Here is a 20440-nt window from a genome sequence, read left to right on the forward strand (position 1 = left end):
AAATAAACACTTGACAGATTACAAAAGTATGTTAAGATTAAATTAAGGTCTTTTTAAAAGACTAAAAATATTTGAATTTAGGTGTAGGAGCCTAAACGAAGGAGTTGTTTTATGAAAGATTTATTGAACAATGGGTTTCAGATAGTATCTGAAACAGAGATGTTAATGGTTGAGGGCGGTACAGGTGATAATGGGCCGCAAAAAGGTAAAGATCCTTTATACATTCTTGATGGAGATGGTGAATATACACCGCCTCCACCTCCTTCTAATGGCGGCGGATGTGGTGATGTAAATTGGGTTGAGATGAGATAGGAACTCTAATTCTAGGACACCCCCTCACAATTCTATGATTTGAATTGTGAGGGGAAATTATCGATATGAAAAAACAATTTTTATTTATTTTAATATTTATTTTTATTCTTTCTTTTTCATGCTCGGATTATACAAATGGCGATGAAGTCAGATTTATCTCTTATAAAAAAATGAAGGCTGATTATGAATATTTTTGGGATTTTATTTATAAAGGTTATCCCTTTAGTGAAGTATGTGAACGTAATGGTGCCGATTTAAAAAAGATAAAGAGAAAAAATTATGAATACCTGCCGGAGCTAGCCTCTGAAAATGCTTATCTTGCCTTTTATGATAGACTGTGCAGACAAATAACTGTGGGAAAGGCAACCGGTCATCTATATGCTGCAGATAAATATGATTACAAATACATATTTAAAAAATCATCAGCTGTTCTTCCGATTTTTAGCAAATTGTCACTTATAGACGGTTTTTATTCTAAGCTGATAGGCGGAAGATCAAGTATTGAAGCCGAGAAAAATATATTCTATTGTGATTTTTTTAATGATGAACTTCCTTGTTATTCATGTGATATTTATACGGGGTTTTTAAAACGCATAATAGAACCGGGTAAAATAGCTTATGTAAAATTGGACTCATTTTTAATAGTAAATCGTGAGATAGAATATCAATACCTTAGAGATTTAAAAGATTTTTTTATTGAAACTGCCGACTACAAACATATTATTATAGACATACAAAATAACGGAGGCGGGTACACCGATAACTACGAAGAAATAATATCTCCAAATATAAAGGAAAATCTGACAGTAGTCTCTTATGGTCTTTATAACGAAAATAAATATACGAATCCTTATTTGGAAATGTTTTTTAAAGATTATAGAGATATAAAAAAGATAGAAAAACATGAAGTTCCGAATATAGAAAACTGCGGTACCGCAAAAAATGATAAGGCTTATAAATTGGAAGATGTAATTTGTTCTCGTCGCATTAAGGGATATAAACCTTGTGAAGATAAAAAGTTTTGGCTTTTAGTAAGTGATGATGTATATTCAGGTGCAGACCGTTTTACTTATGTGTGTAAAAAGACCGGTTTTGCTACAGTTGTTGGGACTAATACAAAAGGATCCGGAACTAATGGTTTATGGCCTATGTATATCGTTCTTCCCAACAGCGGCTTATTGATAAAGTTTGATTTTATGTACGGTTTAACCGACGACGGCTATTGCACAGACGAATTCGGCACCGCCCCCGATATTTATAATCTCCCCGGAAAAGATGCCTTAGAGACTTGCTTGGAAGAAATAAGAAAATTAGGGGAAAAGACAAACTTTTGATGGAGCAAAAGTTTTTCTTCTCCCCTAATTTAGAGGTATGGATTATCATTAAGACAAACCTACGGTTTTTCTTAATAATCTTTTCCCTTTGCGTTCCTTACGGGTTATTAAAAATAAATAAATAAAAACGAAAAAAAATATTATAAATATTTGTAAACATCACTTGACAAATAAATAAAGTATGCTATACTTAACCTAATCTTAAATTTGAGTTTAGGTGTAGGAGCCTAAACAAAGGAGTTTACATGAACAATTTATTAAGAAAAGGGTTTCAGCCTGTGTCTGAAAAAGAGATGCTGATGGTTGAGGGAGGTGTATTATATTAGCCCCCTGTAGATGAAATTATGGGAGCTGAGTGTTATAAAATGACTGGTAGAAGTCGTCATTTTTCAGGTATACGAGCTGAGAAATATATAAATGGAATTTCAGGAGCAGCATCCGTTGCTTCAGCATTGAATACTGCTAGAAAATTTGATTCGATTGGTACTTCTGGTCTTTTTTGTGCTGTTAAAAGTATAAACGATTGGTTCTAAAGTTAGATTTTATTAAAGATTGTCCTATGTAATTTTGTATTTTACATAGGACAGTTATTTTTTATGGGAGTTTAATGATGAAAAAAATTATCATTCGAATTATTATTACTGTTTTGATTGTTGGAACTGCCGCTTTTTTTATTTTGTTTTCAAAATATTCTGAAGAAGATGAGCAAAAATATAAAAATTCTTATATGTCTAAAGAAAGATTGGAAGAAGATTATGCCTTTGTTTGGGATTTTATAGAAAACGGCTATCCTTTTAAAAATGTTTGTATAAGAGCCGGAGCTGATTTAGAAAAAATAAAAAAAAATTATTTTCAAAAATTACCGGATATAAAAGATGAATTGGAATATTATTTATTTTATATGAGTCTTTTTTCAAAGGTAAGAAATGATAAATTTATAGGTCATCTTGATGTATACAATATTGATTATTTAAATCCCAAGACTGATAGAGTACAAGGCACTATTGTTTATGATAATGATTCGAAGGCAAACGGATTTTATCAATTGCTTCTTAGACGGGTGAATACCGCATTAAAACAAAATAATTTGGAAGAGATTTTTAAAAAGTATGATTTAAAGTTAAAGCCTCCTCTAAGCTTGGAATTTGAAGATATTCTTGAAAATTATTTTGAGACAAAAATTATTGAAGATAAAAAAATTGCCTATTTAAATATAAAAAGTTTTTATACGTATAATGATGAATTTCAAGAATTATATATAAAAAAAATAAATTCAATTTTACACTCGCTTGGAGGCTATCAAAATGTAATTATTGACTTACGGGAAAACAGAGGCGGTTTTAATACACTGTGGCAAGAGCATATAGTCTCACATCTTATTAAATATAGTTTGGAATATTATTCCCACCTTGTATATAATAATCAAAATAAATTTTTTAAGATTTTAGAAGATAACTTTTTATTGGTAAAGCCATTAGAACCTAACGGCAATTTTAAAACGGTGTTTTTTTCTAAGCAAAATGAAGACGATAAAGAACTGTTTAATTCTATTAGAAGTTATTTTGCCGAAGTTTTGCCTTCTCCGCCTTATATTGATTTTAAAAAAATATGGGTACTTATCGGAAACGATACTATATCGGCTGCCGATGAGTTCGCAGCATTTGCCAAACAAACGAAATTCGCAAAACTTATAGGAGAAAATACCGGCGGCGGCGGTTTGAACTGGCTTCCTAAACTGTATTTACAGTTACCTAATTGCGGCTTGCTAATCCAAAGCGATATGCTTTATGCTTTAAATCCCGATTGGACCTGCAATGACGAAGTAGGCACCGCTCCAGATATTTATAATCTCCCCGAAAAAGATGCCTTAGAGACTTGCTTGGAAGAAATCAAAAAGATAGAAGGCAAAAATTAACGGCGGATGAAACTTATCAGGCAATTTGACGGGACGGATTGCGGGGCGGCTTGTCTTGCTATGGTTGCATCCCATTACAAAGCAAAATACTCTGTAACATCGATCCGTGAAATTGCCGGAACCGATACGCACGGTACAAATCTTGCGGGACTTGTAAAAGCGGGTGAGGCTATGGGCTTTTCGGTGCAAGTTTTAAAAGGCGATAAGGAAGCCCTAAGCCAAGACCTGCCGCTTCCCTTTATTGTCCATATAAAAAAATGTGAAGAAAAAAGAGAATTTTTTCATTTTGTTGTTGTCAAAAAAATAAAAAACAAAAAACTTACAATATACGATCCAGCAGGGGAAAAGAAAAAAATTGATATTGAAGAGTTTGCAAAAACATGGACGGGGTATACTGTTTTTCTTAGTCCCTCAGCCGAGTTTAAAATACAGGATAATACCAAAGGATTTTTTGAACGCTTTGCTCCGCTTTTAAAACCCTATATCCACGAAATAATTCAAGTTATAATAGCATCTTTTTTATTGACTTTTTTGGGTATTATAAGTTCCCTTTATTTTAGATACATAATAGATGATGTAGTTTACTCAAAAGCTTTTACGTCTCTTACAAGTCTTTCTATAGGAATAATTATTTTAACTCTTTTTTCCTCAGGGCTTTCTGCGGTACGCTCTCATATTATTTTGTTTTTTTCGTTAAAGATGGATTACCATCTTATCTTTTCATATTTTAAGCATGTGTTTTCTCTACCTATAAAATTTTTCGATACAAGAAAAACGGGCGAAATTCTTTCCCGCATAAATGATGCTCAAAAGGTCCGTTCTGCCCTTTCCGGAACGGCGGTTTCGGTTGTCATTGATTCTTGTATGGTAATTATTGCAGGCGTGGTACTTTATTTTAAATCTCCCTTTCTTTTTTGGATAGGTCTTATTACCGTGCCGTTATCTTCTATTATAATATGGCTTTTTTCAAAAAAATTTGCAAAGGCCTACCGTGAACTTATGGGTCAATTATCCGAAGTACAGTCATACTTGGTTGAAGCCGTTTCAGGGGCGGCCTCATTAAAAGCTCTTAATGCAGAAGATTCCGTTTATGATGAATATGAAAAAAGAGAGGTAAAGTCCGTAAAAATAAACTATAGACTTGGAGTTTTAAGCAATATTCAATCTTTTTTAAATTCTATTTTAACGGGTTGGAGTTCCAATATTATTTTTTTTGTAGGGACTTATTTAATTTTAAAAGATCAATTTACCGTAGGACAGCTCATCTCATTCAATGCTCTTTTGGGCTTTTTTACAAGTCCTCTCCAAAGGCTTTTAACATTGCAGCCTAGTTTGCAGGAAGCCTTTGTTGCAGGAAGCCGCTTGGGAGAAATTTTCGATTTAAAAAAGGAAATAGCAGATGAAGGGTATTGGATAAAACCTGAAAAAATTTTAGGCAATATCGAAATCAAAGACCTGATTTTTAGATATGGAACGCGTAAGCCTGTTTTAAATAAGATATCTTTAAACATAAATGCAGGGGAAAGTATAGGCTTTGTCGGAGCATCAGGCTCGGGAAAAACAAGCCTTATTAAACTGCTTTTAAAATTTTATTCGCCTGAATCAGGCTCAATAAAAATTGACGGACATAATATTGAAGATATAGATACAAAAGCTCTCCGTGCAAAAATAGGCTATGTGCCGCAAGATATCTTTTTATTTTCCGGAACCATTGCAGAAAATATTTCTATTCATGATGACAATGCTTCTATTGAAGATATTATAAGGGTTTCTATGGAAACGGGAGTACACTCTTTTGTAGAAAACCTTCCTGAAAGATATAATACCATTCTTGCAGAAAGAGGTGTAAGTCTTTCAGGCGGAGAAAGACAGCGCATAGCTCTTGCCCGCGCCCTTATATCGGATCCTGATCTTTTAATTTTTGATGAAGCTACAAGTAATCTTGATACAATATCCGAAAAACAAATTCACGGTATAATCGAAAACATAAAAACAAAAAAAATAACCACTCTTATGATTGCGCATAGACTTACAACCGTAAAAAATTGCGATAAAATTTTTGTAATGCAAAACGGCGTAATTGCCGAAGAAGGCAATCACTCATCTCTTTTAGAAAAAAAAGGCTTATACTATAGGTTATGGAATGGAGATGTCCTATGAAAGTAAGGGATTTGGAAACGATTAAAAATAGAATTCTTTTTTTTGAGTACAGGCTTCCGATAGTTTATACCTGCTTTATCTATATAATTTTATCCGTCTTTATAATTACTCTTTTATGGATATGCTTTGCAGAAATGGATCAGACGGTAAAAGCGTCCGGAATCTTACGATTAAAAACAAATACTTCAATAGGTAAGGCGGCTTATTCAGGTACCGTAAAATCAAAGAAATTTAAATCCGGTTCTAGAATAAAGAAAGGGGATATTCTTTTGATTTTAGAAACAGCCGATATTGAAGAAGATAAGACTAATACCGAAAACGAAATACACCGGTTAAATAAAGAGATTAATAATCTTCTTTCATACGAAAAGGCTGTTCATTCGGATAAAAATAATATTCCTTTGGAACAAGCCATAGCTAAGGCCAGAGCCGAAATATATTTTGCAAAAAAAGAAAAGTTAAGAATCTTTTATGAAGAAGCAAAAGAAGAATATGCTCATGAAAAAGAATTACCTTCTTCAATGAAAACAAAAAAATCGTTAAGTTCACTTTTTGATAAAGTTAAAATTGCAGAATTGGATTATAAAACTTTTAGTGCTCAAGAAATAATAAACATAGAAAGTGAAAAAAATCTTCTTACACAAAAACTTGAGTCTGCTAAAAAAACTTTAACCCGTCTTAATAAAGAAATATACGAAAGTAAAATAACATCTCCTCTTAACGGCACAGTAGAAGAATTAATTAGAATAAATGAAGGAGACTATATATTTTCAGGTACGGAAATACTCCGTATCATTCCGGATATGATAGAAGAATTAAAAGCTGAGTTGATAATATCCGATAAGGATATAGCCGAATTAAAAATCGGTATGGAAGTAAATTTAAAATTTACGGCACTGCCGCCTTCCGAATACGGTGTATTAAAGGGTATAATTACAAATATTTCCAATGACAGCTTTAATAATCAAAATACTCCCTCATTTTTTTTAGTCGATGCCGATATCCTTTCTTCTTCTTTAAAAAATAATGAGCAAAAGGAAGTTAAGTTAAAGCCCGGAATGAGTACCGAAGCCCATATTATAATAAAACGTAAAACAATTATAAAATTTATTTTAGAAAAACTGGATTTTGTTAAATGAAGCGTATCGGTTTAATATTGTTGTTTTTGATTTTCCCATATTTACTTTTTACTGAAAGCCGTGATTGGGAAGAATTTTTTAATGAACGGCTTTCATATTCTTTATCAGCATCCTTAAACGATATCGAATTAAAAAAAATAGAGCTTTTGGAATATAAAGAAAAAACAAAATGGATACCCTCTCTTTCTTTTGACTTTCCAAAGCTATTTGCATGGAAAAATATTCCTGTAGAACTTACTAATACAAATTCATTAATTAAGAAAAAATATGCTGATGTTTTTAGCGGTAAGTATTCTCTATTGTTAAATCAAGCCTTGCCCTCAGCCGGAAATATTTTATTTTCATTTAATTTTAATTATGAGAACTTATTACAAAGTAAAGAATTTAAACATACTCCTTCTTTTGCGATTCAATTTACTCAGCCTATAACTAAATATAGTTTCGGGTTTTTAAATGAAGCAAAAAAAATAAACTTTTTAAAAAGCTCGGTTAAAGAAAAAAGATTTGCACTCTATGCCGATTTTATTAAAACATTTTTAAAATCGGCTTTAAATATCGAAGTTTTAAGTGCAGAATCGGAATACTTAAAAAATAATTATCTTTATGCAGCAGAACAATATTCTGCAGCCGAAGCTGAGTTTAAAAAAGAAAGATTTAAAAAAAGTGAATTATTAAAAGTAAAACAAAAGATGATTGAAGCAAAGCAGGAATACGATCTAAATCTAAATTCTTTAAATAGATTAAAGGAAGAGTTTGTCTTAAATTATAATTATGAGTACTCTTTAATGAATGAAAAAGATTCTTCTTCTCTTATTGATTTTTTGGAAACCGTTTTTTTTGATTCGTATATTTTTGATATACAAAATACCGAATATGAAATATTTTTATTAAACTCGGAAAAGGAGCAAGCCCATATTAAAAATGCTCCCCGTTTTAGTATAGGCTTTTCGGTTGATCCTAATCCCTTAAAAAACAGGTTTTCCTCTTATACATCCTCATGGCAAAGCCTTAAAAAAACTGAATGGCTGCCTGAATTATTTATATCCTTTTCTTGGACTCCCGACTATACTTTTACACAAAAAAAAGAAATAGATTTAATCGATTTAAAAATATCTTATGCAAAAAATAAACTTAAAACTTTAAAAGAAAAAAAAGAAATTAAAAATAAGGCTAAAACATTACGAATAAAAAATCTAAAAGAAGATTTACATATTCTTTCTGAGAATTTAAATCTTTATCTTGAATTAAATGAAGAATATAAAAAGCTTTATAAAGATGGAGTTATAACAAACCTTAATTTATTGGAATACACCGTAAGCCATTACCACCAAAAACTTTTAAAATTGAAAAAACTTAAAGACCTGATTTTTGAAATCTTTTAAAAAAATTGCAAATTTATGCAAAAAGACTTGACATATTACAAAAGTATGTTAAAATTAAATTAAGGTCTTTTTAAAAGACTAAAAATATTTGAGTTTAGGTGTAAAAACCTAAACGAAGGAGTCGTTTTATGAAAGATTTATTGAACAATGGGTTTCAGATAGTATCTGAAACAGAGATGTTAATGGTTGAGGGCGGTGCAGGTGCTTCAGATATGGTAATAGATGGTGATAATCCTGGAGCTCAAAGACCAACACCGCCTCCACCTCCTTCTAATGGCGGCGGATGTGGTGATGTAAATTGGGTTGAGATGAGATAGGAACTCTAATTCTAGGACACCCCCTCACAATTCTATGATTTGAATTGTGAGGGGAAATTATCGATATGAAAAAACAATTTTTATTTATTTTAATATTTATTTTTATTTTTTCTTTTTCATGTTCGGATTATACAAATGGCGATGAAGTCAGATTTATTTCTTATAAAAAAATGCTATCCGATTATGAATATTTTTGGGATTTTATTTATAAAGGCTATCCCTTTAGTGAAGTATGTGAGCGTAATGGTGCCGATTTAAAGAAAATGAAAATAAAAAATTATGAGTCCTTATCGGGTCTGGCCTCTGAAAATGCTTATCTTGCCTTTTATGATAGACTGTGCAGACAAATAACGATAGGAAAATCAATCGGCCATTTATATGCTGTGGATAAATATGATTACAAATATGTATTTAAGACATCAATGATAGGAGGTCCGTTTATTACTAAGGTTTCACTTATAGACGGTTTTTATTCTAAGCTGATAGGCGGAAGATCAAGTATTGAAGCCGAGAAAAATATATTCTATTGTGATTTTTTTAATGATGAACTTCCTTGTTATTCATGTGATATTTATACGGGGTTTTTAAAACGCATAATAGAACCGGGTAAAATAGCTTATGTAAAATTGGACTCATTTTTAATAGTAAACCGGGAGATAGAACATCAATATCTTAGAGATTTAAAAGATTTTTTTATTGAAACTGCCGATTACAAACATATTATTATAGACATACAAAATAACGGAGGCGGGTACGCCGATAACTACGAAGAAATAATATCTCCAAATATAAAGGAAAATCTGACAATAGTCTCTTATGGGCTTTATAACGAAAATAAATATACGAATCCTTATTTGGAAATGTTTTTTAAAGATTATAGAGATATAAAAAAGATAGAAAAACGTGAAGTTCCGAATATAGAAAACTGCGGTACCGTAAAAAATGATAAGGCTTATAAATTGGAAGATGTAATTGAACCTTCTTATATTTTAGATTATAAGCCTTGTGAAGATAAAAAATTTTGGCTTTTAGTAAGCGATGGTGTATATTCAGCAGCAGATCGTTTTACTTATGTGTGTAAAAAAACGGGTTTTGCTACAGTTGTTGGGACTAATACAAAAGGAGCCGGAAATAACGGTTTATGGCCTATGTACATCGTTCTTCCCAACAGCGGTTTATTGATAAAGTTTGATTTTATATATGGTCTAACCGATGGCGGTTATTGCACGGATGAATTCGGCACTGCTCCCGATATTTATAATCTACCTGGTAAGGATGCCTTAGAGACCTGTTTGGAAGAGATAAAAAAATTAGGGGAAAAGACAAACTTTTGATGGAGCAAAAGTTTTTCTTCTCCCCTAATATAGCGGTATGAATTATCATTAAGACAAACCTGCGGTTTTTCTTAATAATCTTTTCCATTTGCGAAGTTGAGCTTTAGCTCAACTCTTGGCGTTTCTTGCGGTTTATTTTCGGGGTCAAGCTTAACCGCGAAAAAGGTGTCTTATTGCATAATTCTTAAAATTTTAGTATGGTTTCGAAAAATACTTGCAAATAAGGAGTTTAAATGAAAAATAAGATTCTAGTCATTTTACTGTGTGTATTTATATTTTCTTGCTCAACAATGAATAGTAAACATGCAGCTAAAAATAAACTACCGATTTATATATTATCAGGAAAAGTGCGGATAGAACTTATACGTCAACATTCTGTATATCATCATCAAAATGATTCTATAATTAAAATTCATAGGCAAGGTGTAAATAATGATTCACTATTTGAAAAAGGAATAATGTTTTTTAAGGCGGGTGAGATGTTTGATCAATCATTGGTATTTTATGACTCTATTATAGCTAAAGTTGTTGCAGAGGAGCAACCTGCTGAAATAATGTGTAGCGGAAAATATTATAAAATTACTCCTGATAACAAATCTGGGATAGTTTTTTCTTTTTATAAAAATTAATAAAAAAGAGTTATTGGTATTTATAAAAAATACTTAACAAATAAATCTTTTCTGCTTAACATAATATGCGAATAGTGTTATAATGCGTTTTGAGGAGAGATAAGGAAATGGTTGGGATTTAGAATTTGGAAACGGCTCATTTGTTAAAGTTTCAGGCGGAGGAGGTTCTTTTTCAGTTCATTCTATTAGATTTTCTATAGGTTTTAGTTACTAAACTATTAAATTAAGGAAAGAAAATGAAAGTTATTCAATCTAAAAAAATTATCACAAAAAAAATATTAGCTATGAGTGTATTGATTTATATTTTTTGCTGTGCTGATTTGCTTTTTGCTTTCGATTTTGCTCCCTCGTGGGATTTTGGACACATCAACATTGCAGGAAGTTTTTCAAAAGATTCACAAATCCTATATGGTTCTGGAACTTTATTTGATATAAACCTATCAGATGCTGACACAGGGGTAGCATTTTCTTTCTCGCCTTTAGAAATAGAATCAAATCAACAATTAGGGAAAACCAATCTGTTTTTTATAAATGCTGAATTTTCATATAACACATTTAATAATCTATATAAAATATTTCGCTTAGCAGTGTTTGCTAGAATAAATTGGCTTACAGAATCTAATACTTATAAATATAGATTTATGTCCGGTCTTGAATTTTCAATAATGGCGGAGATGTCTCCATTTTGCGATTGGAAATTTCCACTTATTTTTAAGGCTTTTTCAGCTAAGACAGGTTTCAGATTAGACTATCCGGCTAAACCTTCTTTTTTTGTAGTGCAGGCATAACACTTTCACTCCCCTTTTATGGCTTAAGTCAAAGTGCTAATAAAAATTAGTAATAAAGTAAAAAAATTAAAATAAAAAAATTATAAATTTATGTAAAAAACACTTGACATATTGCAAAAGTATGGTACACTCAAATTAAGGTCTTTTTAAAAGACTAAAAATATTTGAGTTTAGGTGTAAAAACCTAAACGAAGGAGTCGTTTTATGAAAGATTTATTGAACAATGGGTTTCAGATAGTGTCTGAAACAGAGATGGTAATGGTTGAGGGGGGAGGAGGTGCTTCAGATATGGTAATAGATGGTGATAATCCTGGAGCTCAAAGACCGACACCTCCACCACCTCCATCAGGAGGCGGAGGTAATTCATATTCCAATCAGTAAGGTAATATGATTCAACGAAAGGACTGCATGACGTTTTTTAGGTTGTGTAGTCCTTTTTATCGGCATCCTACAATGAAAAAGAAAAAACTAATATTCCGAACTATAGTATCTATTTTTGTTTCCGTGTTTGTTGCAATAGCTCTTAGTGTATCAAAAAAAAATGATACAATATCCGGTTTTATTTCTGCTGAAAAAATGAAGGCTGATTATGAATATTTTTGGGATTTTATTTACAACGGCTATCCTTTTAGTGAAGTGTGTGAACGAAAAGGTATAGATTTAAAAGAAATACAACAAGCGGGATATAGATATTTATCGGATCCTATGATGCAACATGGATATTATTCTTTCTATGGTGATTTATGCAGAAAAATTACAGGAAATAGATATATAGGCCATCTTTATCCTTCAGATTATTTTGATTATAAGAAAATATTTAAGCAGACTACAGCTCAGTTTCCATTGCGTGAACAAGAAGCTTTGATAGATAATTTTTATGCTTCAATGCCTAAAACAGGTGCTTTTGCCGAGAAAAACAATATGCTATATGCAGATGATTTTAAAAATATAAATCCTCCGTTGATGGGGACTCGTAAGTACTCAAAACCATATACAAAGATAATAAATACTGATTATATTGCATACATAAAAATCAATTCTTTTCTTATAACGGAAGGGAAAGAAAAGCAAGAGTATATAAAAGTCTTGGAAGATTTTTTTATTGAAACGGCAAATTATAAACACATAATAATAGATATACAAGATAACGGAGGCGGATATATTGAAAATTATGAAGCAATAATATCTCCCAATATAAAGGAAAATCTGACAATAGTTTTTTATGGTCTTTATAATGAAAATAAATATACTGATATTTATTTAGGTATGTTTTTGAACTATAACGATGTAAAAAAAATAAAAAAGAATGAAGTTCCAAATATAGAAAACTGCGGTACTATAAAAAACGATAAGGCTTATATATTAAAAAATATAATTTTTTCTCGTTCTGCTAAGGGATATAAACCTTGTGATGATAAAAAGTTTTGGCTTCTTATAAGCAGTGATGTATACTCAGGAGCAGATCGTTTTGCTTATGTGTGTAAAAAAACAGGATTTGCTACAGTGATCGGTACCAATACGGGAGGTGCCGGAACAAATGGTGAATCGCCTACGTACATTGCTCTCCCCAACAGCGGCTTATTGATAAAGTTTGATTTTATATATGGTCTAACCGACGATGGCTATTGCACAGACGAAGTGGGAACTGCTCCAGATATTTATAATCTTCCCGGTAAGGATGCCTTAGAGACCTGTTTGGAAGAAATAAGAAAGTTAGGAAAATAGAATGATAAAGTTTTACCTAAAGTTTTTATTTTTTTTACTTGGTTTGATTTTATTTTCATGTAAGGTCTCCATTGAAGAAAATATTGATAACCAAGTAGAAGTATTTGAATTTGAAATACGGCCTATGGCTAGGATAGTTGTTCCGGCAAAACTTGGTAATGTATCTTGTAACTTTATGATAGATACAGGATGTGATTTCTCGGTTCTCTCAGAAGAATTTGCAAATAAAATCGGTAAAAGTTTTTTATTTCCTACGGTTATTAAGACATTTTCCGGGAGCGGTATTAGTCTTGGAGGTAGATGGAAATCAAAAGATGTATTAAGAATAGGAAGTTTTAATTTCGGAAAATTACAATTTGTTATCGGTGAGCTTGATGATTTTATGTTAAAAAATATTCACGGAATAATCGGTACCGATATTTTACAAAAATGTATTTTAAACTTAAATTATTCAAAAGGAAAAGGATATCTTATCCCCCGATCAATTTTCAATGATAAAGAATATTCAAAATACGAGAAATTAAAAATAGACAGAAAAAGTTTAATGCCTGTCGAAATTGAAAATAAAAAATATAAGTTACTTGTAGATTCCGGTGCAGAAGGTATCTTTTTGGATATCGATAATAGAATAACTTTTACTGATTCGGTTGTTGTAAAGAATATTGAATCTAAGTATGATACTATTATTTCTTCTGTTAAAATTGATGGTAAATTATGCCGATCGCAAAAAGGAATTAAGATAAATAACATTCTTATTAATGATATTGTGTATCAGACATATAAATTATCTAAAAAAGTTATATTTAATTCTGAAAAAATAATAGCAGGTATTGTATTTATATCCAAATTGGATTGGGTTTTTGATTATTACAATAATTCGGTGTATATTTTTAAACCGGACAATTTTACTTCTGATTTCAAAGAACATAAAATTAAAGAAGTTGTTTCGTATCGTAAATTAAATGCTCTATGGTTAAAATGGGAAAATAATGAAAATCCTCTTATAAATATAACGGATATTAAAAGCAGTGATAAAATTATTGAAGTCAACGGAGTGTCTTTTAAAGAGTGTATTGAAAAACTGGGTTATGAAAAAGGTTATGATGTTTTTTTATCTGTGATTGAATCTTTAGATTTTGATTCTATCACTGTTATACGGGAAGATAAAAAAGTTATCTTAAAGCGAAAAAAATAACTAGGAATGTATTTGTTTCACTTTTCAATTTAACCGCAAAGCGTTGAGCTTATGCTCAACTTCGCGAAGGGCGCAAAGGAATTTTAAGGTAGCTTTTATAAGCAATATTTTAATTAGTCTTTGCGGTCTTGGCGTTCTCTGCGGTTTATTTTTATAAAGCCCTTGATTTATTGCAGAGTTGTGATATAATTAAAATAGAATTCGGTAAAGGAGGTAAAATAAATATTATGAAAAAATTAATATTCCGAACTGTAGTATCTGTTCTTGTTTTGGTGTTTGTTATAACAGCTCTTATTGTATCAAAGAAAAATGACACTGTATTTGGTTTTATTTCTGAAGAAAAAATGAAGGCTGATTATGAATATTTCTGGAATTTTATTTATAACGGCTATCCTTTTACTGAAGTATGTGAGCGCAAAGGTGTGGATTTGGAACAAATACGGCAAGAAGGATATAAATACTTATCTGATCCCATGATGCAATATTCTTATTATTTTTTTTATAAAGATTTGTGCAGAAAAATTACGGGAAATAAATATCTGGGGCATCTTTATCCTTCCGATTATTTTGATTATTACTTCAATTATTATTTTAATTATAAAACAATACTTAAAAATGATTCAGCTCAAAATCCATTTATTAAGAAAGAGACTTTGATAGATAACTTTTATTATCATATATATCAGGCAGATGCTATTAGTGATAAAGACTATATGGTGTATGCGAGAACCTCTAGTGATAGGATTGCTCCGTTAATAGGAACACGTACATATTCAAAGCCGTTTATACAGATTATCGAGACCGGCCGTATTGCATATATAGAAATCAAATCTTTTTTTACAACGGGAGTAGAAAAACAACAAACGTATCTAAAAACTTTAGAAGATTTTTTTATTGAAACGGCAAACTATAAACATATAATAATAGATATACGAAATAATGGAGGCGGCCGTTCAGAAAATTATGAAGCGATAATATCTCCGCATATAACGAAAGATATGAATATAGTTTTTTACGGCCTCTATAACGAAAATAAATATGCGGATGCTTATTTGGATATGAATTATATGGAAATAGAAAAGATCGAAAAGTACGAGCTTCCTAATATAGAAAACAGCAGCACTATAAAAAACAATAAAGCTTATAAATTAAAAAATGTAATTTCTTCTCGCCCAATTATGGGGTATGAACCCTGTGAAGATAAAAAATTTTGGCTTCTTGTTGATGGCGGTGTATACTCTGAAGCGGATAGATTTGCTTATGTGTGCAAAGCAACAGGTTTTGCTACTGTGGTCGGGACCAATACAGGTGGAGCCGGAACAAACGGTAAATCACCTGCGTATATTGTTCTTCCCAACAGCGGTTTATTGATAAAGTTTGATGGCCTGTATGGTTTAAATGAGGAAGGTTATTGTTCTGATGAATTCGGTACTGCTCCGGATATTTATAATCTTCCCGGCAAAAGTGCTCTTGGAACCTGCTTGGAAGAAATAAAAAAATTAGGGGAAAAGACAAACTTTTGATGGAGCATGCTTAACCGCGAAAAAGGTGTCTTATTGCATAATTCTTAAAATTTTAGTATACTTTGCTGCTGATTTTATGAGGCAAAGGACTAAGATTTATGCAAGATGCTCCGGTTAAAAAAACGATTCCTTTTTTTACTCCTTCCTTTTCTGATGAAGAAGAACAAGCTCTGATAAGGGTGCTCCGTTCAGGATGGCTTACTACTGGAAAAGAAACTCTTGAGTTTGAAAAAGAGTTTGCCGCTTTTACCGGAAGTAAGGCCGCTCTTGCCGTCAACTCGGCTTCAAACGGGCTTATGCTTGCAATGGATGCCTGCGGTATAAAGAGCGGAACTAAAATCTTGACTAGTCCTTATACCTTTATTTCGACGGCAACCTCAGCCCTACACTTAGGCGGTGATGTAGTTTATGCCGATATAGAAAAAGACTCTTACAGTATCGACCCTGAAAAAATTGAAAATATATTAAAAAAAGATAAGAGTGTGAAGGCTATTGTTCCAATTCATATTGCGGGAAATGTTTGCAATATGAAGGCTATAAATGATCTTGCAAAAAAATATTCCGTTGCCGTGATAGAAGATGCGGCTCATGCTTTTCCTTCAAAGACAAAAGAAGGCTATGCCGGTACTTTCGGAACCTGCGGCGTTTTTTCTTTTTATGCAACAAAGACAATTACGACGGGCGAAGGCGGAATGATCTGTACCAATGATGATAAAATTGCAGACCGTATAAGGCTCATGCGTTCTCACGGTATAAACCGCACCATCTGGGACAGATACACCGACACAAAGGCCTCATGGAAGTACGATGTTACGGCTGAGGGCTGGAAGTGTAACCTGCCGGATATTCTTTCTGCAATAGGAAGGGTTCAGCTTAAAAAGGCTCAAAGTTTTTTTGAACAGCGTAAAAAAATTGCCGAAAAATATAATGCTGCATTTGCAGGGAATGATTCTTTTATTCTTCCACCTGATGGAGAAGGCAATGCTTGGCATCTTTATATTTTACGGTTGAACCTTGATGCTTTAAAAATAGGCAGAGACGAGTTTGGTCAAGCCTTACAAGAAAGAGGCTTGGGTATTTCGATGCATTTTATACCTCATTTTGAAATGTCTTATATAAAAGAAAGGTATGGTTTAGATCGTTCCGATTTTCCGGAATCAAATAAAAAATATTTGCAAAGTTTAAGTTTGCCCTTCTATCCTTCAATGAGTGAAGATGATGCCGATTATGTTATTGAAACAATAATTAAACTTGCAAAATTAAATAGGCGCTAATTTATGGATAAAACTTTTGTTTCCGATTTGGAATTTGAAAATCAAGAATGGGCTTGTCTTATACGCTCTTCCGATACAGATGCTAAAATTATAGATATAGAAATTCCCGAATTACCTGAAGGTTTTTCTTTTTTTTCTGCAAAGGATATTGTAGGAAAAAATTCCATCAGCTTTTTAAAAACGGAGATGCCTGTTTTTGCCGACGAAAAAATAGAGTATGCCGGCCAGGCTGTAGGAATTTTGATAGGCCCGGATAAAAAAAAGTTATTTGAACTTTCAAATCTTTTTCAAATCAAAACTCAAGGTCTTTCGCGTCCCAAGGCTCAATTTACCTTTGAGGAAGAAGAAAAAAATTATTTTGATTATCCTATAATTTCTCGGGAAAGTTTAAGTTCGGGAAATGCTGAAGAAGTTTTTGAAAAAAGCTCACAAGTGGTTTATTCTACTTTTTCTTTTAAACAAAGATATCACTATCATGCTGAAACTGCCTGCGTTAAAACAAATTGGATTGATGACAGGCTTGAAGTTCATCTTGCAACCCAGTGGCCTTATCAGGTTTTAAATTCTGTTTGTAATGTTTTAAATTTACCGAAGGAAAAAATAAACATAATTTCACATGCGGAAGCCGAATCTCTTGACGGAAGAATTTGGTTTCCTGCTTTACTTGCTGCACAAGTTTCCATAGCATCTTTTTTGACAAAGAAAAATATAGTGATTGAATTTTCCCGTCAAGAAGATTTTCTATACACGGCGAAGACTCCTGTCGTTATGATTCAGCATAAGACTTCCGTTTCCGAATTGGGAAAAATTACGGCTATGGATGTTTCGATAATTGTGGATGCTGGTTCATTTAATCCTTTTATAACTCAAATGCTTAAGCAGATGGTTGTAACTGCTGCCGGTATTTATCATCTTCCCGTTTATATGATTAGTGCCGTCGCAATAAAAACCGAAAAAGGTTTGACGGGTTTATTTTCAGGCTGGGGAGATTCTTATGTAATATCTGCATTGGAAAAACATATCAGTGAGATAATCAATCAGCTGGATTTATGTCCCATTCAATTTAGACTTCAAAATAATTTGAAAGTAGGGCAAAAAACAATTACGGGAATAAAAAAAGAAGAAAATTTTATTTTTGAAAATATCTTAAAGGCTGTTTGCAACACCAGTGATTTTTATAGAAAGTTTTATGCTTATCGATTGATGAATAAGGGCCGTAAAAACCGTTATGACGGAAACTGGAGAGGTATAGGAATTGCTGTAGGTTGTCAATATAACGGCTTACACATTCTTGTAAAATCGGGAATGAATTATAGTGCTGAAATAACTTTGACAAAGGACGATAAGGTCTTGGTTAAGGCCGAACCTACCTCAGAGGGCTTAAAGCGTATTTTAAAAAAACAAATTGCAAAAGAATTGGAAGTTGAAGAAAATCAAATTGTTTTTTTAGGAGCTTCAACCGATGAAATGATTCCCACAGGAGCTTCAACTGCATCCTGCGGTATCAGCATCTTGCCTGACCTTATTGCAAAATGCTGTACGGGAATAAAAAATCAAAGATTTAGAAAGCCTCTTCCTATTACCGTAAGCAGAACCTACAAGCTTTCACGTTCTAAAGACTGGGATAACGAAAGCTTAACAGGTCATCCCTTTATTTCCGAAACTCCCGGGGCCTGTGTTATTGAGCTTGAACTTGATCCGAGTACCTATCAAATTAATGTAAGAGGTATTTGGTTTGCCTGTGATCCCGGAAAAATATATTCAAAAAAAATGGTGCATAGAAATATTCATAAGACAATTGCAAATGCCGTCTCAAATATTTCTGTAGAAGATATTAGAGAAAATAATTTACTTCCCTCAAATTATAAAATAATTGCAACAGGGGCGATTCCTCCTATAAGAGATTTTATTTTAGACAGCGAATTAAAAACCAGAGGTCTGGGAGAATTAGCTGAAAGTCTTGTACCTGCAGCCTATATTTCTGCACTGAACCAAATTATGCTTAACCACGAACGTATAGATTTTTTACCTGTCTTTACTGAAGATATTTTTAATGCCGTTACAAAAAGCGAGGCTGTAGATGAAGATTAGTTTTAATTTAAATAAAACCGCAGTTCAAATTGATGCTCCTGCAAATGAAAGGCTTTTATCGGTGCTGAGAAGGGAGTTTAATCTTTTAAGCTTAAAAAGTTCATGCCTAAGCGGTCAGTGCGGTTCGTGCACCGTTTTAATGAACGATAAACCCGTACCTGCATGTTTTGTTCCTGTATTTAATGTTGAAGGAAAAAATATAATAACCTTGGAATATTTTAAAACAACCGAAGAATATAAAATAATTGCAACAGGTTTTGATCAAGCCGGTGTCGATATGTGCGGCTTTTGCGATGCAGGAAAAATATTTTTTACATATGCAATTTTAAATTCTAATATAGATATCAGTTCCCCTGATGCAGAAGAGATTGTAAGAAAATATTATTCGAGTACGATGTGCCGATGTACAAGCTTTGAAGATTTATTTTCGGCTATTGAAAAAATAGGTAAAAATCAACGGAGAAAATAGAGCTTATGATTGAATTAACTAAAAATAGTATTGTTTATAGGGTACGTCATATGCAGGAAATGCAGGCTATCTTAAAAAATATTTCAAATATAAAACCTATTGCAGGCGCTACCGGTTTTTTAAACCATCAGACTGAAGAGATACTCGATTTACCTGAACATATTTTGGATTTGAATTTTTTACCCGAATTAAAAGTTATTTCAAAAACCGAGCGCTATTTCGAGTTCGGTGCCGCCGTTACATTAAATGATATATTGGATCTAGGTAAAAAAAATATTCCGCCTTCCTTATATTATTCGATAGAAAAAATTGCAAATAATGCCATACGCTCTCTTGCAACAATAGGCGGCAACATAGCAACGGCAAACCCTCTTGCAGGAACTTTTTTACCTATGCTCGCTCTTGATGCAAAGCTGGAAATCAGAACAGCCGAAGATATTGAATGGGTTCCATTTGCAAGGTATATTGATAAGAGTTATGCCGAAAAAAGACAAGAAAAGTATATTATCAGCCGGATTAGAATTCCCAACGAAACATGGACAAAGAGTTTTTATACAAGGCTCGGCACTCCCGGATATATAGGAAGCGATACAGCCTCGTTTTTATTTTTGATTCTTATTCAAAAGAATATATTATCAGATATGAGATTGTTTTTTGCATCGGATAAACTTATAAGGAATAAGGAATTCGATAACTTGCTTTTAGGAAGATCTTTGCCTCTTTCTCAATCTGAAGTTCCGGTAATTATTCAAAAAGCAAGACAGATTTTTACTCCCGAACAATTTTCTTCGGAGTTTCATAATTCTTGTTTTTATAATTTACTTGAAGATAACTTGTACAATCTGACCTAAAC

The 20440-nt window shown here is 32.3% G+C and carries 19 protein-coding genes; all 19 read left to right on the forward strand.

Translation table 11 applies throughout. The annotated features are described in order from the left end of the window. Nucleotides 1-111 precede the first annotated feature (111 nt). The 19 genes from E4O07_RS00710 to E4O07_RS00800 all read left to right on the forward strand — a co-directional run bounded on the left by E4O07_RS00710 (nt 112) and on the right by E4O07_RS00800 (nt 20438). Nucleotides 112-312, forward strand: a complete 201-nt coding sequence (locus tag E4O07_RS00710) for a hypothetical protein (protein ID WP_253686768.1) — start codon at nt 112-114, stop codon at nt 310-312. Nucleotides 313-377: 65 nt separating this feature from the next. Then, a complete protein-coding gene (locus E4O07_RS00715) occupies nt 378-1646 on the forward strand; it encodes a S41 family peptidase (protein WP_253686769.1) in 1269 nt (422 codons plus the stop codon). Nucleotides 1647-2011: 365 nt separating this feature from the next. Then, a complete protein-coding gene (locus E4O07_RS00720) occupies nt 2012-2179 on the forward strand; it encodes a hypothetical protein (protein ID WP_253686770.1) in 168 nt (55 codons plus the stop codon). Between the two features lie 77 nt (nt 2180-2256). Beyond that, nucleotides 2257-3561: a S41 family peptidase gene (locus tag E4O07_RS00725; RefSeq protein WP_253730571.1), complete on the forward strand. Its 1305-nt coding sequence runs from the start codon at nt 2257-2259 to the stop codon at nt 3559-3561. 6 nt (nt 3562-3567) lie between these two features. Next, entirely contained in the window at nt 3568-5721 is a 2154-nt protein-coding gene (locus tag E4O07_RS00730; RefSeq protein WP_253686772.1) for a peptidase domain-containing ABC transporter, read from the forward strand. Beyond that, nucleotides 5700-6860 (forward strand): HlyD family secretion protein, encoded by a 1161-nt coding sequence (locus E4O07_RS00735; protein ID WP_253730572.1) that lies wholly within the window; start codon nt 5700-5702, stop codon nt 6858-6860. The genes E4O07_RS00730 and E4O07_RS00735 overlap by 22 nt, the downstream gene beginning before the upstream one ends. Continuing rightward, nucleotides 6857-8242, forward strand: coding sequence for a hypothetical protein (locus E4O07_RS00740; protein WP_253686774.1), 1386 nt, complete (start codon nt 6857-6859; stop codon nt 8240-8242). The genes E4O07_RS00735 and E4O07_RS00740 overlap by 4 nt, the downstream gene beginning before the upstream one ends. A gap of 128 nt (nt 8243-8370) precedes the next feature. Continuing rightward, nucleotides 8371-8559 carry a hypothetical protein gene (locus E4O07_RS00745; RefSeq protein ID WP_253686775.1) on the forward strand — a complete coding sequence of 63 codons (189 nt, stop codon included), beginning with the start codon at nt 8371-8373 and terminating at the stop codon, nt 8557-8559. Nucleotides 8560-8624: 65 nt separating this feature from the next. After that, nucleotides 8625-9893 (forward strand): S41 family peptidase, encoded by a 1269-nt coding sequence (locus tag E4O07_RS00750; RefSeq protein WP_253686776.1) that lies wholly within the window; start codon nt 8625-8627, stop codon nt 9891-9893. A gap of 233 nt (nt 9894-10126) precedes the next feature. Further along, the gene (locus E4O07_RS00755; protein WP_253686777.1) at nt 10127-10522 is read left to right on the forward strand and encodes a hypothetical protein; all 396 of its coding nucleotides are present in this window, start codon (nt 10127-10129) and stop codon (nt 10520-10522) included. Between the two features lie 236 nt (nt 10523-10758). Continuing rightward, nucleotides 10759-11310, forward strand: a complete 552-nt coding sequence (locus E4O07_RS00760) for a hypothetical protein (RefSeq protein ID WP_253686778.1) — start codon at nt 10759-10761, stop codon at nt 11308-11310. Nucleotides 11311-11514: 204 nt separating this feature from the next. Continuing rightward, the gene (locus E4O07_RS00765; RefSeq protein ID WP_253686779.1) at nt 11515-11691 is read left to right on the forward strand and encodes a hypothetical protein; all 177 of its coding nucleotides are present in this window, start codon (nt 11515-11517) and stop codon (nt 11689-11691) included. A gap of 72 nt (nt 11692-11763) precedes the next feature. Then, nucleotides 11764-13035 carry a S41 family peptidase gene (locus E4O07_RS00770; RefSeq protein WP_253686780.1) on the forward strand — a complete coding sequence of 424 codons (1272 nt, stop codon included), beginning with the start codon at nt 11764-11766 and terminating at the stop codon, nt 13033-13035. A gap of 43 nt (nt 13036-13078) precedes the next feature. Next, on the forward strand, nt 13079-14230 hold the full coding sequence (locus tag E4O07_RS00775; RefSeq protein WP_253686781.1) for a retropepsin-like aspartic protease: 1152 nt from the start codon (nt 13079-13081) through the stop codon (nt 14228-14230). 227 nt (nt 14231-14457) lie between these two features. Beyond that, on the forward strand, nt 14458-15753 hold the full coding sequence (locus tag E4O07_RS00780) for a S41 family peptidase (RefSeq protein ID WP_253686782.1): 1296 nt from the start codon (nt 14458-14460) through the stop codon (nt 15751-15753). A gap of 98 nt (nt 15754-15851) precedes the next feature. Further along, nucleotides 15852-17027, forward strand: a complete 1176-nt coding sequence (locus tag E4O07_RS00785; protein ID WP_253686783.1) for a DegT/DnrJ/EryC1/StrS family aminotransferase — start codon at nt 15852-15854, stop codon at nt 17025-17027. Nucleotides 17028-17030: 3 nt separating this feature from the next. Beyond that, nucleotides 17031-19118, forward strand: a complete 2088-nt coding sequence (locus E4O07_RS00790) for a xanthine dehydrogenase family protein molybdopterin-binding subunit (protein WP_253686784.1) — start codon at nt 17031-17033, stop codon at nt 19116-19118. Next, nucleotides 19108-19587, forward strand: a complete 480-nt coding sequence (locus tag E4O07_RS00795) for a (2Fe-2S)-binding protein (protein ID WP_253686785.1) — start codon at nt 19108-19110, stop codon at nt 19585-19587. The genes E4O07_RS00790 and E4O07_RS00795 overlap by 11 nt, the downstream gene beginning before the upstream one ends. A 5-nt stretch (nt 19588-19592) precedes the next feature. Further along, the gene (locus E4O07_RS00800) at nt 19593-20438 is read left to right on the forward strand and encodes an FAD binding domain-containing protein (protein ID WP_253686786.1); all 846 of its coding nucleotides are present in this window, start codon (nt 19593-19595) and stop codon (nt 20436-20438) included. The last annotated feature ends 2 nt before the right edge of the window (nt 20439-20440 follow it).

It is taken from the genome of Treponema sp. OMZ 798 (genome assembly GCF_024181385.1).
Taxonomy (GTDB): domain Bacteria; phylum Spirochaetota; class Spirochaetia; order Treponematales; family Treponemataceae; genus Treponema_B.

Excerpts from the sequence above, each read along its gene's own strand:
- E4O07_RS00795 (WP_253686785.1), top strand. The coding sequence starts at position 19,108 with ATGAAGATTAGTTTTAATTTAAATAAAACCGCAGTTCAAATTGATGCT.
- E4O07_RS00765 (WP_253686779.1), top strand. The coding sequence starts at position 11,515 with ATGAAAGATTTATTGAACAATGGGTTTCAGATAGTGTCTGAAACAGAG.
- E4O07_RS00790 (WP_253686784.1), top strand. The coding sequence starts at position 17,031 with ATGGATAAAACTTTTGTTTCCGATTTGGAATTTGAAAATCAAGAATGG.
- E4O07_RS00760 (WP_253686778.1), top strand. The coding sequence starts at position 10,759 with ATGAAAGTTATTCAATCTAAAAAAATTATCACAAAAAAAATATTAGCT.
- E4O07_RS00770 (WP_253686780.1), top strand. The coding sequence starts at position 11,764 with ATGAAAAAGAAAAAACTAATATTCCGAACTATAGTATCTATTTTTGTT.
- E4O07_RS00715 (WP_253686769.1), top strand. The coding sequence starts at position 378 with ATGAAAAAACAATTTTTATTTATTTTAATATTTATTTTTATTCTTTCT.
- E4O07_RS00710 (WP_253686768.1), top strand. The coding sequence starts at position 112 with ATGAAAGATTTATTGAACAATGGGTTTCAGATAGTATCTGAAACAGAG.
- E4O07_RS00720 (WP_253686770.1), top strand. The coding sequence starts at position 2,012 with ATGACTGGTAGAAGTCGTCATTTTTCAGGTATACGAGCTGAGAAATAT.
- E4O07_RS00755 (WP_253686777.1), top strand. The coding sequence starts at position 10,127 with ATGAAAAATAAGATTCTAGTCATTTTACTGTGTGTATTTATATTTTCT.
- E4O07_RS00735 (WP_253730572.1), top strand. The coding sequence starts at position 5,700 with ATGGAATGGAGATGTCCTATGAAAGTAAGGGATTTGGAAACGATTAAA.
- E4O07_RS00750 (WP_253686776.1), top strand. The coding sequence starts at position 8,625 with ATGAAAAAACAATTTTTATTTATTTTAATATTTATTTTTATTTTTTCT.
- E4O07_RS00800 (WP_253686786.1), top strand. The coding sequence starts at position 19,593 with ATGATTGAATTAACTAAAAATAGTATTGTTTATAGGGTACGTCATATG.
- E4O07_RS00780 (WP_253686782.1), top strand. The coding sequence starts at position 14,458 with ATGAAAAAATTAATATTCCGAACTGTAGTATCTGTTCTTGTTTTGGTG.
- E4O07_RS00785 (WP_253686783.1), top strand. The coding sequence starts at position 15,852 with ATGCAAGATGCTCCGGTTAAAAAAACGATTCCTTTTTTTACTCCTTCC.
- E4O07_RS00730 (WP_253686772.1), top strand. The coding sequence starts at position 3,568 with ATGAAACTTATCAGGCAATTTGACGGGACGGATTGCGGGGCGGCTTGT.
- E4O07_RS00745 (WP_253686775.1), top strand. The coding sequence starts at position 8,371 with ATGAAAGATTTATTGAACAATGGGTTTCAGATAGTATCTGAAACAGAG.
- E4O07_RS00725 (WP_253730571.1), top strand. The coding sequence starts at position 2,257 with ATGAAAAAAATTATCATTCGAATTATTATTACTGTTTTGATTGTTGGA.
- E4O07_RS00740 (WP_253686774.1), top strand. The coding sequence starts at position 6,857 with ATGAAGCGTATCGGTTTAATATTGTTGTTTTTGATTTTCCCATATTTA.